The sequence below is a fragment of the Streptomyces omiyaensis genome (assembly GCF_014650895.1).
GTDB lineage: Bacteria > Actinomycetota > Actinomycetes > Streptomycetales > Streptomycetaceae > Streptomyces > Streptomyces omiyaensis.
The window spans coordinates 75,315-88,895 of sequence record NZ_BMVV01000016.1 but is presented as its reverse complement, the minus strand read 5'-3'; the positions used below and the strand labels follow the sequence as shown (position 1 = coordinate 88,895).

Annotated in this window: 8 protein-coding genes; 7 read left to right on the top strand and 1 reads right to left on the bottom strand. The window is 72.6% G+C overall.

The genetic code is table 11. The annotated features are described in order from the left end of the window. Window positions 1-11: 11 nt before the first annotated feature. The gene (locus IE287_RS24695; protein ID WP_189851363.1) at window positions 12-2,867 is read right to left on the bottom strand and encodes a PQQ-dependent sugar dehydrogenase; all 2,856 of its coding nucleotides are present in this window, start codon (window positions 2,865-2,867) and stop codon (window positions 12-14) included. A 372-nt stretch (window positions 2,868-3,239) separates the two neighbouring features. Here IE287_RS24695 and IE287_RS24690 point away from each other — a divergent pair, with 372 nt between their 5' ends. The 7 genes from IE287_RS24690 (at window position 3,240) to IE287_RS24660 (ending at window position 13,539) form a co-directional block, all read left to right on the top strand. After that, the gene (locus IE287_RS24690) at window positions 3,240-5,639 is read left to right on the top strand and encodes an RICIN domain-containing protein (protein ID WP_189851362.1); all 2,400 of its coding nucleotides are present in this window, start codon (window positions 3,240-3,242) and stop codon (window positions 5,637-5,639) included. A 321-nt stretch (window positions 5,640-5,960) separates the two neighbouring features. Then, window positions 5,961-7,142, top strand: a complete 1,182-nt coding sequence (locus IE287_RS24685) for an ROK family transcriptional regulator (protein ID WP_189851435.1) — start codon at window positions 5,961-5,963, stop codon at window positions 7,140-7,142. Between the two features lie 336 nt (window positions 7,143-7,478). Continuing rightward, complete coding sequence (locus tag IE287_RS24680; protein ID WP_189851361.1) at window positions 7,479-9,002, top strand: sugar ABC transporter ATP-binding protein; 1,524 nt, start codon at window positions 7,479-7,481, stop codon at window positions 9,000-9,002. Next, window positions 8,999-10,024, top strand: a complete 1,026-nt coding sequence (locus tag IE287_RS24675) for an ABC transporter permease (RefSeq protein WP_189851360.1) — start codon at window positions 8,999-9,001, stop codon at window positions 10,022-10,024. Before IE287_RS24680 ends, IE287_RS24675 begins: the two co-directional genes overlap by 4 nt. 54 nt (window positions 10,025-10,078) lie before the next feature. Next, window positions 10,079-11,131 carry a substrate-binding domain-containing protein gene (locus IE287_RS24670; protein ID WP_189851359.1) on the top strand — a complete coding sequence of 351 codons (1,053 nt, stop codon included), beginning with the start codon at window positions 10,079-10,081 and terminating at the stop codon, window positions 11,129-11,131. A gap of 128 nt (window positions 11,132-11,259) precedes the next feature. Beyond that, window positions 11,260-12,522 (top strand): Gfo/Idh/MocA family protein, encoded by a 1,263-nt coding sequence (locus IE287_RS24665; RefSeq protein WP_189851358.1) that lies wholly within the window; start codon window positions 11,260-11,262, stop codon window positions 12,520-12,522. A gap of 9 nt (window positions 12,523-12,531) precedes the next feature. Beyond that, window positions 12,532-13,539 (top strand): sugar phosphate isomerase/epimerase family protein, encoded by a 1,008-nt coding sequence (locus IE287_RS24660; protein WP_189851357.1) that lies wholly within the window; start codon window positions 12,532-12,534, stop codon window positions 13,537-13,539. Window positions 13,540-13,581: the final 42 nt, after the last annotated feature.

Genomic DNA, 13,581 nt, shown 5'->3' with positions numbered 1-13,581 from the left:
TCCTTTCTGGGCTACGGAAGGGTCCACTTCTGGTTGGGGCCGGTGTGGCAGGTCCACAGGTGGACGGGGGTGCCGTCGTTCCAGGTGCCGCCGGAGGCGTCGAGGCACTTGCCGGACTTCGGGTTGCGGACGGTGCCGTCGGCCCGTGGCGCCCACTTCTGGGCGTCGGTGCCGTTGCAGGTCCACAGCTGGATCTTCGTCCCGTCGGCGGTTCCGCCGCCGGAGACGTCCAGGCACTTGCCCAGGGCCTTCACCGTGCCGTCGCCGGGAAGCGTCCACCGCTGGGCGGAGGAGGCGTTGCAGGTCCAGAGCTGGATCTTCGTACCGTCCGCGGTCAGCGCGTTGTCCACGTCGAGGCACTTGCCGTTCACGCCCTTCACCGCTCCTGCCGTCGAGCCGCCGGCGGGCGAGGTGGCGAAGGAGAACTCGTCGACGTCGAAGAGGGAGCCGCTGCCGCCCTTGAAGACGAGGTACAGCGTGGTCGATCCCGCCGGACCGCCGGCGAGCGGGGCGGTCACGTCCTGGAAGGTCTCCCAGCCGCCGGTGACGGGGACGGTGGCGGTGCCCAGGAGCGTGCCGGTGGGGGAGCCCGCGCGCACCTCGATCGTGCCGCCCGCTCCCGCCGAGGAGACGCGTGCGGTGAGCCGGGTGACGTTGTCGAGGGCGTAGGGGGAGAAGGAGATCCAGTCGCCGTCGTCGATGTACCCGACGGTCCTGCCGCCGTGGGCGGGGGCGTGGGTGACCACCTGGACGCCGGAGGAGGCGCCGTGGTGCTCGGCCTGCCGGTGGCTGGGCTGGGTGACGTGCTGGGCGTGCGCGGTCAGGGCCGGCTGGCCGTTCGCCCCCTTGTCGGTGTACTCGGCGTCGACCACGCCGAAGATGTTGGCGTTGGGGTCGTGCTCGCCGTCCGCGAGGGTCTGCAGGGTGCCCGAGCAGCCCGTGGTCGAGGTCTGGGGGTGGCCGTGGCTGTCGTGCCCGACGACGAAGGTGATCCTGACCTTGGAGCAGTCGACGGCGCCGTCCTCGGGGTCGGAGACCGTCACCCTGAAGGGGATCGCGGCGCCGAAGTCGTAGACGCGGCCGTTCACGGGGAGTTCCAGCCGCACGGTGGGGGCGGTGTTGCCGACCGTGATCCGGACCGAGGCCGTGGCGGACCTGCCGGTGGCGTCCGTGACCTTGAGCGTGGCCGTGTACTGCCCGTTCGCGGTGTACGTGTGGGAGGGGTCGGCGGCGGTCGAGGTGGCGCCGTCGCCGAAGGTCCACGCGTAGGAGAGCGCGTCGCCGTCGGGGTCGGCGCTGCCGGCCGAGGAGAAGGCGACGGACAGCGGCGCCGCGCCGGAGGTGACGCCGGCCGTGGCCTGCGCGGTCGGTGCGAGGCCGCCGGTGACGTGCTCGATGCGGTACAGGGCGGAGTTCTGGTCCCCGCTGAAGTAGCCGGTGCCGTAGTCGAGGACGTACAGGGCGCCGTCCGGTCCGAAGGCCATGTCCATCACCTGGGTGCCGCTCCAGGGGAACGCGTGGATGGACTGCACCGTGCCCCCGGCGTCGGAGGCGACGCGCCTGATCCAGCGGCGGCCGAACTCCCCGGCGAAGTACTGCCCGTCGAACTCCTGCGGGAACTTCACGTCGGAGGTGGAAGCGGCGTCGTAGCGGTAGACGGGACCGCCCATCGGGGATTCCGAGCCGCCGCCGAACTCCGGCACCGAGTCGCCGTCGTAGGGGATCCAGGCGGCCCGGGCGGGCGGCAGGTCGGTGAGTCCGGTGTTGTTCGGCGAGGTGTTCTTCGGGGCGGCGCAGCTGAAGGCCGAACCGGAGGCGCCCGTGGCGAAGTCGTGGTCGACGTAGGCGTCGTTGTCGCCGGTGCAGTACGGCCAGCCGTAGTTGCCCGCGCCGGTGATCCGGTTGAACTCCACCTGGCCCGCGGGGCCGCGGGTGGGGCTGGCGCTGCCGGCGTCGGGACCGTAGTCGCCGAGGTAGACGGTGCCGGTGGCCTTGTCGACGCTCATCCGGAAGGGGTTGCGGAAGCCCATGGCGTAGATCTCGGGGCGGGTCCTCGCCGTGCCGGGTGCGAAGAGGTTGCCGGACGGGATCGTGTACGAGCCGTCCGCGGCCACCTTGATCCGCAGGACCTTGCCGCGCAGGTCGTTGGTGTTGCCCGCCGAGCGCTGGGCGTCGTACGCGGGGTTGCGCGACGGGCGTTCGTCGATGGGGGTGTAGCTGTCGGAGGCGAACGGGTTGGTGTCGTCACCGGTCGACAGGTACAGGTTCCCGGCGGCGTCGAAGTCGAGGTCGCCGCCGACGTGGCAGCAGATGCCCCGGGAGGCGGGTACGTCGAGGATCCGCTTCTCGCTGCCCGGGTCCAGGGTGCCGTCCGCCTTGAGGACGAACCGGGACAGGCGGTTGACCCCGTCGAACGGGGCGAAGTCGGCGGCGGTGCCGTCGCCGGGGGCGTCACCGGCCGGGGTGGCGAGCTTGGGCGCGTAGTAGAGGAAGACGTGCCGGTTGGAGGAGAAGGCCGGGTCCACGGCGATGCCCTGGAGGCCCTCCTCGTCATGGCTGTACACGTCGACCTTCCCCGCCACGCTCGTCGTGCCCGCGGCGTCGGTCCGGCGCACCGTGCCGTCCCGGGACGTGTGCAGCACGGAGCGGTCCGGCAGCACGGCCAGGGTCATCGGCTCGCCCGTCTCGGCCACGCCCTTGGCGAGCGTGACCTGCTGGAACTCAGGAGCGGCCGCCGGGACCGGGGCCGGGTCGTGGTGCGGCGGCGGAGAGGCGGCGGCCGGGGACACCGGGAGCAGGAACCCGGCGGTGCAGGCCAGGCCGGTCAGGAGGTGGAGGCGCTTGCGTCTGGGCGTTCTCGTGCGCACAGAAGGTCTCCCGAAGAGAGAGGGGGGTGACGGCGGCCTCGCCGGGCCACCGGGTGTGTCTACGGGCGCGCGCCGTCACGCCGTAGCGACCGGTCGCGATCGCATGACCGGTACATTTCAAAGAAGTTAGCGCCCTTTGTCGGGCTCCGTAACCCGGGCGGCGCAAGTTCTCGGTACTTCTTCCCGGTGCGGGACAAAGCATGGACGGGTCCGGAGGAAGTCCCTACTGTGTGCGGCGCGGCGGTGCGCAGGGTCCCGAACTCCCTCCCGCCCGAGCCTCCGTGACCGGGACGACGGCGCGCCCCGGCCGGCGGTGGAACCCCCGATTGCCCGATCGAACCCCTCCTCGCCGAGGGGTCGTCAGGAGGTCACGTGTATCCACGGCTGTACGCCCGCCGGCCGGGCAGACGCCTCGCCGGAACGCTCCTCGTCTCCCTGCTCGCCCTCGGCCTCACGGCGGCTCCGGCTCCCGCGGACGACGCCGCTGCCGCCGCCTTGCCGCCGCAGGAACCGGGGGTCACCCTCCGGGTCTTCGACGTCCAGGTGCCACTCAACGACATATGCGCCCTGAAACCCGGCCAGACGCCCAACATCGACAAGCTGATGCCGCTGATCGACTGGACCTCGCCGGCCGACTTCGGCCTCGACAGCAACTTCGTCACCCAGGTCGTCGGCAACCTGAACGCCCCCGCGGCGGGCACGTACGCCCTCCGCCTCACCAGCGACGACGGCTCGCGCCTCTGGGTCGACGACCAGCTGGTGATCGACCACGGCGGCCTGCACGGCCCGGAACCGAAGGAAGCCGGGATCGGCTTGACGGCGGGGCACCACGCCCTGCGCATCGAGCACTTCGAGCGAGGCGGCGGCGAGCGGTTGACACTGGAATGGAAGCCGCCCGGCGCCTCCGGCTTCACCGTCGTCCCGAACTCGGCCCTCAGCACGGACGCCGGCGTCGTCCGCGTGACGGCACCGGGGCGCAAGGAGTGCGAGGCCGGCACGGACTCGCCCGGCGACGGCCTGCCGCTCGCCGGCGTCCACCCGAACTACACCCTCACGAACCTGCGGCCGCCCGGCTTCGAACCCCAGGTCTCCGCGATGGACTGGCTCCCCGACGGACGCCTGGCCGTGACGACGTGGGGCGGCAGCAACACCACCGCCGGCGAGGTCTACCTCCTGTCGAACGTGACGGGGAACACCGGACCGGACAAGGTGACGTACAAGAAGATCGCCTCGGGCCTCAAGGAGCCCATGGGGATCAAGCACGTCGACGGCAAGCTCTACGTGTCGCAGAAGCACGAGCTGACCGAGCTGGCCGACACCGACGGCGACGAGGTCACCGACCGGTACCGCAGGGTCGCCACCTGGCCCTTCGGCGGCAACTTCCACGAGTTCGGCTTCGGGCTCCTCTACAAGGACGGGTTCTTCTACCTGAACCTGTCGGTCTCGATCGACTACGGCGGGGCGACCACGGACCCGCAGCCCGCACCGAACCGAGGCACCACCATCAAGGTGGACAAGTCGACGGGCGCGGTCTCCTACGTCGCCGGAGGACTGCGCACCCCCAACGGCATCGGCTGGGGTCCCGAGGGCGACATGTTCGTCACCGACAACCAGGGCGGCTGGCTCCCTTCGTCCAAGCTCGTGCACATCAAGCAAGACCGCTTCTTCAACCACTACACCAACCCCTCCGGTCCCTTCGACGGCCGGCCCGTCACCAAGCCGGTGCTCTGGCTGCCCCAGAACGAGATCGCCAACTCGCCCAGCACCCCGCTCCAGCTGGCCGAGGGGCCGTTCGCCGGCCAGATGCTGTTCGGTGACGTCACCTACGGCGGAATCCAGCGCGGCTTCCTGGAGAAGGTCGGAGGGGAGTACCAGGGCGCGGTCTTCCGGCTCACCCAGGGCCTGGAGGCCGGTGTCACCCGGATCAGCGTCGGCCCGGACGGTGCGCTGTACGCCGGCGGGCTCGGCGCGGGCGGCAACTGGGGCCAGGAGGGCAAGCTCGCCCACGGTCTCCAGAAGCTCACGCCCAACGGCACCGTCGCCTTCGACATCCGCGCCATGCGGGCCGTGCCCGGCGGCTTCGCGCTCGAATACACCCAGCCGTTGTCGGCGGAGACCGCGGCCGACCTCGCCCAGCACTACAAGGTCAAGCAGTGGCGGTACGCGCCGACCGCCGACTACGGCGGGCCGAAGGTCGACGAGGAGACCCTCCCCGTCCAGTCCGCGGCCCTGTCCGGCGACGCCCGCACGGTCACCCTCGCGATCCCGGGCCTGAAGGCCGACCGGGTCGTCCACGTCCGCTCGCCCCGTCCCTTCGGTTCCGCGAGCGGCGAGTCCCTGTGGAGCACCGAAGCCTGGTACACGCTGAACCGGCTGCCGGGAGGAAGCGCGGGCACGGGCGAGGTGAAGGGCGTGGGCGGCAAGTGCCTCGACGTCGACAACGCGCAGACGGCGGACGGCACGAAGATCCAGCTGTGGACCTGCAACGGCACGGCCGCCCAGCGGTGGACGCTTCCCGGCGACGGCACGGTGAAGGCGCTGGGCAAGTGCCTGGACGTGTCGAACGGCGGCAGCGCGGACGGCACCAGGGTCCAGCTGTGGACGTGCAACGGCACGGCCGCGCAGCAGTGGGAGCCGCGGGGCGACGGCACGGTCCGCAACCCGCGGTCCGCCAAGTGCCTGGACGCCTCGGGAGGCGTCTGGAACGACGGCACGGCCGTCCACCTGTGGACCTGTCACACCGGCGCGAACCAGAGGTGGACGCTCCCCTGACGTGAGGTGCCGCCCGGCCTCCCCGGCCGGGCGGCACCCCGCTCCGTGACCACCGCGCCGACGCGGTGGTCACGGAGCGGGGTGCCGTGAGCGACGCCGGTGCCGCCGTACGACCGGGGCCCCGGAGCGGTAGGACCCGGGGCGCGGCCTCCTTTGTCCTCACTTCGGAAAAAGTCTCACCGTACTTCTGCGCAAGTTCTTCCGCCCCCGGAAACCGGCTGCTACGTTCCCCTCGAAAGCAGCCCGACCCCGCGGACGATCCCCTCCCCGGGACGACCGCGGGGCCGCCGGACGGCAGGGAGAGGAAGGCACGTGCGACGCATGACGGCCCGGCCCGGCAACGCGCACCAGGCACGGCTGCTCCGCCTGCTGCGCGACGGCGGTCCCCACTCCCGCGCCCAGCTCGGCGATCTCGTCGACCTCTCCCGCTCCAAGCTCGCGGTCGAGGTGGACCGGCTCCTGGAGACGGGACTCGTCGTCGCGGACGGTCTCGCCGCCTCGCGCGGCGGGCGCCGCTCGCACAACATCCGTCTCGCCCCCGGCCTGCGCTTCCTCGGCGTCGACATCGGCGCGACCTCGATCGACGTCGCCGTCACCAACGCCGAACTGGAGGTGCTGGGCCACCTCAACCACGCGATGGACGTGCGCGAAGGCCCGGTCGCGGTCTTCGAGCAGGTGCTGTCGATGGTCGCCAAGCTCAAGTCGCTCGGACTGGCCGACGGGCTGGACGGCGCCGGCATCGGGGTGCCCGGCCCGGTCCGCTTCCCCGAGGGCGTCCCCGTGGCGCCCCCGATCATGCCCGGCTGGGACGGTTTCCCCGTCCGCGAGGCCCTCAGCCAGGACCTCGGCTGCCCCGTCATGGTCGACAACGACGCCAACCTCATGGCCCTGGGCGAGCAGCACGCCGGCGTCGCCCGGTCCGTCGCCGACTTCCTGTACGTCAAGATCGGTACGGGCATCGGCTGCGGCATCGTCCTCGGCGGTGCGGTCCACCGCGGCACGACCGGCAGCGCGGGCGACATCGGCCACATCCAGGTCGAGCCGGACGGCCGGGCCTGCGGCTGTGGCAACCGGGGCTGCCTGGAGGCCCACTTCAGCGGATCCGCGCTCGCCCGGGACGCCGAGGACGCGGCGCGCGCGGGCGGCTCGGCCGAGCTCTCCACACGGCTGGAGACCCTCGGCAAGCTGAGCTCCGCGGACGTGGCCGCGGCCGCGGCCACGGGCGACCAGGTCGCCCTCGACCTCATCCGCGCGGGCGGTGACCGGGTCGGCCAGGTGATCGCCGGACTCGTCAACTCCTTCAACCCCGGGATGGTCGTCATCGGCGGTGGCGTCACCGGCCTCGGCCACACGCTGCTGGCCAGCGTGCGCACCCAGGTCTACCGGCGCTCCCTGCCGCTGGCGACCAGGAACCTCCCCATCGTCCTCGGCGAGCTCGGCTCGACCGCCGGCGTGATCGGCGCGGCCCGCCTCATCAGCGACCACCTGTTCTCCCCGGCCTGATCCCGCGGTCCGGCGTCCGCCGGAGACCGGGACCGGACCCGCACCGGCACCACCGCACGGCAGCACCCGTACCGGCACCACCGCACGGCAGCACCCGTACCAGGCGCGCCCCGCACCGCGGCACCGCAGTCACCGCAGTCACCGCACACGGTCCGCTCTCTCGCGGGCTCGTGTGGCGCTCCGTCACACCCGCAGACAAGTCGACCAGTTGCTCATCCCCGTGTCCCGCGGCTCGCACGCCGCACCGCGTGCACGCCCCGCTCCGCCCCGGCCCCCTCCGCCCCACCCCGCCCCTCCGCCCCGCCCGTTCGCGGCCGTACTCGCCGAGGAATCGTCATGGCACCAGAACCGCCCCTGCTCACCATGTCCGGCATCACCAAGCACTTTCCCGGCGTCCGCGCCCTCGACGGCGTGGACCTGGAGGTCGCGCCCGGTGAGGTCCACTGCGTCCTCGGCCAGAACGGCGCGGGCAAGTCCACCCTGATCAAGGTGCTCGCCGGCGCCCACCGGCCCGACGGAGGCACCATCGCCTGGCGCGGGGAGACGGTCGCCCCCGCCTCGCCGATCGCCGCGATGCGTCTCGGGATCGCCACCATCTACCAGGAGCTCGACCTGGTGGAGGGCCTGTCCGTGGCCGAGAACGTCTTCCTCGGCCACGAACCGACCTCCGCGGGCTTCGTCGTCCGGGCCGGGGCCGCCCGCTCCGCCACCGTCGGGCTGCTGGAGCGGCTCGGGCACGGCGAGATCGATCCCGGCGCCCCGGTCGGCGAACTCTCCGCCGCTCAGCGGCAGATCGTCTCCATGGCCCGGGCGCTCTCCCACGAGGTGCGGCTCATCGTCATGGACGAGCCGTCCGCCGCCCTCGATCCGGAGGAGGTCCGCAACCTCTTCCGCACGGTCGGGGACCTGACCGCCGACGGCGTCGCCGTGGTCTACATCTCCCACCGCCTGGAGGAGATCCGCCGGATCGGTGACCGCGTCACCGTCATCAAGGACGGCCGGACCGTCGCCGGCGGGCTCCCCGCGAAGTCCACCTCCACGGACGAGGTCGTCCGCCTGATGACCGGACGCGACGTCGCGTACGTCTTCCCCGAGCGCCCCGACCCTCCCGCCGGGCCCGCCGCCGAGCCCGTGCTCCGGGTCGAAGGACTCGCCCGGGAGGGCGAGTTCGCCCCCTTCGACCTGGAACTGCGCCCCGGCGAGATCGTCGGCCTGGCCGGACTGGTCGGCTCGGGCCGCAGCGAGATCCTGGAGACCGTCTACGGCGCCCGCCGGCCCGGCGCGGGCCGGGTGCTGGTCGACGGGGTCGCCCTGCGGCCGGGCAGCGTCCCCGCCGCCGTCCGCGCCGGTCTCGGCCTCGCCCCCGAGGAGCGCAAGGCGCAGGGCCTGCTCCTGATGGAGTCCGTCACCCGCAACGTCACCTTGTCGACCCTCTCCCGCTTCTCGCGTGCCGGCTGGCTCGACCGGCGGCGCGAGCGGAGCGCCGCACGGCAGGAGACCCGGGGACTCTCCCTGCGTCCGGACGACCCCGACGCCGCGATCCGCACCCTCTCCGGCGGCAACCAGCAGAAGGCGGTCCTGGCCCGGTGGCTGCTGCGCGGCTGCAAGGTGCTGCTGCTCGACGAACCGACCCGGGGGGTCGACATCGGGGCCCGTGCCGAGCTGTACGCGGTCATCCGGCGGCTCGCCGACGACGGCCTCGCCGTCCTCCTCGTCTCCAGCGAGGTGCCCGAGGTCCTCGGCCTCGCCGACCGCGTCCTGGTGCTCCGTGAGGGCCGCGTCGTCCACACCGCCGACGCCCGGGAACTCGACGAGCACCGCGTACTCGACCTCGTGATGGAAGGAAGCCCGACGGCATGACCCACTCAGCCACCCCCGCGGGACGGGAAGCGCCCCCCGCCCCCGCCGTGTCCGGCGGGAAGACCTCCGCGCTCCGGCCGCCGGTCCTCCGTCCCGACGTCCGCACCCTCTCCCTCCTCGGCGTCCTCGCCGCCCTGGTGGCCGTCGGGGGGCTCACCCGGCCCGCCGAGTTCCTCGCCACCAGCAATCTCCAGCTCGTCCTCACCCAGGCGTCGGTCATCGGCGTGGTGACCGTCGGCATGACCTTCGTCATCACCGGCGGCGGCATCGACCTGTCGGTCGGTGCGATCGTCGCCCTCGCCTCCGTCTGGGCCACCACGGTCGCCACCCAGGAGTACGGTTTCACCGGCATCCTCTTCACCGCCGTGGCCGTGGGCGTCGGCTGCGGACTCGTGAACGGCGTCCTCGTGGCGTACGGCGGCATGGTCCCCTTCATCGCCACGCTCGCCATGTTCGCCTCCGCGCGGGGTCTCGCCCTCCAGCTCACGGACGGCAAGACGCAGATCGTGACCGTCGACTCCGTCCTCGACCTGGGGATCAAGGACGCCTACGTCCTCGGCGTCCCGCCGCTGGTCCTCGTCTTCGCGGCCGTCACGGTCGTGGGCTGGCTGGTCTTCAACCGCACCACCTTCGGGCGGCGGACGGTCGCGGTGGGCGGCAACGCGGAGGCGGCCCGCCTCGCGGGCATCGACGTCCGCCGCCAGCGCCTCTGGCTGTACCTCCTGTCGGGTCTGTGCTGCGGCATCGCCGCCTTCATGCTGATCGTGCTGGCCGGCTCCGGGCAGAACACCAACGGCAACCTGTACGAGCTGGACGCCATCGCCGCCGCCATCATCGGCGGCACCCTCCTCAGCGGCGGCCGCGGCACCATCGCCGGCTCCGTGCTCGGGGTCCTCGTCTTCACCACGATCACCAACATCTTCGCCCTCAACAACCTGGAGAGCGCCGTCCAGCAGATCGCCAAGGGCGCGATCATCGTGGCCGCCGTCCTGATCCAGCGCCGCACCCTGCGCGACGACTGACCCCCCTCACATCCCCCCGCATCCCGTCCCGCCCCTCCCGGAGGTCGATCCGTCATGCCCGAGTCCCGCATCCCCAGCCGCAGAGGACTGCTCCTCGGCTCCGCCGCCGTCTCCGCCGGAGCGCTCCTCACGGCCTGCACCAGCAACGAACCCAAGAACCAGGCCGCCCCCAGCGCCGCCGGCAACGCGCCCGTCGCGGACGACAAGCCCGGAAAGCCCGTCACCATCGGCTTCGCCGGACCGCAGGCCGACCACGGCTGGCTCAACGCCATCAACCAGAACGCCAGGGACCGCGCGAAGAAGTACGCCGACGTCACGCTGGAGATCACCGAGGGCTCCAACGACACCGCCGCGCAGATCGGCCAGATCCAGACCCTCATCAACAAGAAGGTCGACGTCCTCGTCATCCTCCCGGCCGACGGCAAGGCGCTCACCCAGGTCGGCCTCCAGGCCATGGCCGCCGGCATCCCCGTCGTCAACCTGGACCGCGTCTTCGCCTCCCCGCAGGCGTACCGCTGCTGGATCGGCGGCGACAACTACGGCATGGGCCTCAACGCCGGCCGGTACATCGGGGAACAGCTCAAGGGCAAGCCGGACGCCAAGGTCGTCGAGCTCGCCGGTCTGGACAACCTCGAACTGACCAAGCAGCGCTCCCAGGGCTTCGACGACGCCCTGAAGAACTACCCCAACATCACCAAGGTGGCCCGGCAGGCGGCCGAGTTCACCGTCGAGTCCGGCCAGGCCAAGATGGCCCAACTCCTCCAGGCCCAGCCCCGGTTCGACGCCCTGTGGAACCACGACGACGACCAGGGCGTCGGCGCCCTCCGCGCCATCGCCCAGGCCGGCCGCAAGGACTTCCTCATGGTGGGCGGCGCCGGCGCCAGATCGGCCATGGACGCCATCAAGGCCGACGACGGCGTCCTCAAGGCCACCGTCCTCTACCCGCCGACCATGGCCGCCTCCGCCATCGACCTCGCCCGCGCCCTCGGACAGGGCAAGGGCATCGGCGGCATGGCCGAACTGGAGATCCCCTCGTCGGTGACCCTCTACTCGGCCGTCGTCACCAAGGACAACGTCGGCGACTACCTTCCCACCGGCTTCAACTGACGGCCCGTGCGCCGCCCCGGACGGACCCGGCGACCCCGCAGCCGCACCGCCCGGGACCCCGGCTCACCGAGCACCACGGAGCCGACGGCTCCACCGGCCGCCGCGGCCGGTACCGCGATTGGAGACCCATGGAACAGAGGGACAGCGAGACCGCGCCGACACTCGGCGTCGGCCTGATCGGCTACGCGTTCATGGGCGCCGCCCACTCCCAGGGGTGGCGCACCGCCGGCCGCGTCTTCGACCTGCCACTGCGTCCGGTCCTCGCCGCCGTCGCCGGCCGGGACCGCGCCGCCGTGCACGCCGCCGCCGCACGGCACGGCTGGGCAGCCGCAGAGACCGACTGGCGGCGCCTCATCGCCCGCGACGACGTCCAGCTCGTCGACATCTGCACCCCGGGCGACCGGCACGCCGAGATCGCCGTCGCGGCGCTCGACGCCGGCAAGCACGTGCTGTGCGAGAAGCCGCTCGCCAACACCGTCGCCGAGGCCGAGGCGATGACCGAGGCCGCCGAACGGGCCAGGAGCCGCGGCCAGGTGGCGATGGTCGGCTTCAACTACCGGCGCGTCCCCGCGATCGCCCTCGCCCGCCGGCTCGTCGAGGAGGGACGCATCGGCGCTCTCCGCCACGTACGCCTGACGTACCTCCAGGACTGGCTCGTGGCCCCGGACTTCCCGCTGACCTGGCGGCTGGAGCGGCAGCACGCCGGCTCCGGCGCCCTCGGTGACCTCGGTGCGCACATCGTGGACCTCGCCCAGTTCCTGGCGGGGGAGCCGCTGGCCGGGGTCTCGGCGCAGCTGGAGACCTTCGTCAGGGAACGCCCCCTGCTCGCGGGCGTCTCCGCCGGGCCGGGCGCGTCCGGCGGCGCCGGACGCGGCCCCGTCACCGTCGACGACGCGGCCGTCTTCACCGGCCGCCTCGCCTCCGGGGCGCTGGCCACCTTCGAGGCCAGCCGCATGGCCCCCGGCCGCAAGAACGCCCTGCGGCTGGAGATCAGCGGATCCCTCGGCTCCCTCGCCTTCGACCTGGAACGGCTCAACGAACTGCTCTACCACGACCACCGAGAGCCGGCCGCCACCGCGGGATTCCGCCGGATCCTCGTCACCGAGCCCGACCACCCCTACCTGGAGGCGTGGTGGCCGCCCGGCCACGTCCTCGGATACGAGCACACCTTCGCCCACCAGGCCCGCGACCTGGTCCTCGCCATCGCCGCGGGCGCAGACCCCTCGCCCTCCTTCGCCGACGGACTCCAGGTGCAGCGGGTCCTCGCGGCCGTGGAGGAGAGCGCCGCGAACAACGCCGTCTACACGCCCGTACCCGTGACCCGCCCCGCGTCCCCGCCGTCCGCGACGAGTGCGCCGGCCGCCGCCGCCCGTACCGAGGCCCAGGTCTGAGGAGACACCATGGCCCGTCCGTTCACCCTGTTCACCGGTCAGTGGGCCGACCTGCCGCTCGAACAGGTCTGCTCCCTCGCCCGCGACTTCGGCTATGACGGTCTCGAACTCGCCTGCTGGGGCGACCACTTCGAGGTCGACAAGGCCCTCGCCGACCCCTCGTACCTGCACAGCCGCCACGACCTCCTGGAGAAGTACGGCCTGCGGTGCTGGGCCGTCTCCCAGCACCTGGTCGGCCAGGCCGTCTGCGACGACCCCGTCGACGAACGCCACCGGGCCATCCTGCCCGCCCGGATCTGGGGCGACGGAGAGCCCGAGGGGGTGCGCAGGCGGGCCGCCGCGGAGATGAAGGACACCGCGCGGGCCGCGGCCGCCTTCGGCGTCGACACCGTCGTCGGCTTCACCGGCTCCTCGATCTGGCACCTGGTCGCCATGTTCCCGCCCGTCCCCGAGCACATGGTCGAGCGCGGCTACGAGGACTTCGCCGAGCGCTGGAACCCGGTCCTCGACGTCTTCGACGCCGAAGGCGTCCGCTTCGCCCACGAGGTCCACCCCAGCGAGATCGCCTACGACTACTGGACCACGAAGCGGGCGCTGGAGGCCGTCGGCAACCGGCCCGCCTTCGGGCTCAACTTCGACCCCAGCCACTTCGTCTGGCAGGACATCGACCCGGTCGGCTTCCTCTACGACTTCCGCGACCGGATCTACCACGTGGACTGCAAGGAGGCCCGCACCCGCCTCGACGGGCGCAACGGACGCCTGGGCTCCCACCTGCCCTGGGGCGACCCGCGCCGGGGCTGGGACTTCGTCTCCGCCGGACGCGGCAACGTCCCCTGGGAGGACGTCTTCCGGATGCTGCGCTCGATCGGCTACGACGGCCCGGTCTCGGTGGAGTGGGAGGACGCGGGCATGGACCGGCTCGCGGGCGCGCCGGAGGCCCTCGCCCACCTCAAGCGCTTCGACGTCGACCCGCCGGCCGCCGCCTTCGACGCCGCCTTCACGGGGCGGGGCGAGTAGCCCCGCCGCACGGACCCCGCCGCGCGCCGCCGCGCACGCGGG

What these genes read in the sequence shown, in the direction of transcription:
- IE287_RS24670 (WP_189851359.1), top strand. Translation starts at nt 10,079, where the DNA reads ATGCCCGAGTCCCGCATCCCCAGCCGCAGAGGACTGCTCCTCGGCTCC.
- IE287_RS24675 (WP_189851360.1), top strand. Translation starts at nt 8,999, where the DNA reads ATGACCCACTCAGCCACCCCCGCGGGACGGGAAGCGCCCCCCGCCCCC.
- IE287_RS24685 (WP_189851435.1), top strand. Translation starts at nt 5,961, where the DNA reads ATGACGGCCCGGCCCGGCAACGCGCACCAGGCACGGCTGCTCCGCCTG.
- IE287_RS24660 (WP_189851357.1), top strand. Translation starts at nt 12,532, where the DNA reads ATGGCCCGTCCGTTCACCCTGTTCACCGGTCAGTGGGCCGACCTGCCG.
- IE287_RS24680 (WP_189851361.1), top strand. Translation starts at nt 7,479, where the DNA reads ATGGCACCAGAACCGCCCCTGCTCACCATGTCCGGCATCACCAAGCAC.
- IE287_RS24665 (WP_189851358.1), top strand. Translation starts at nt 11,260, where the DNA reads ATGGAACAGAGGGACAGCGAGACCGCGCCGACACTCGGCGTCGGCCTG.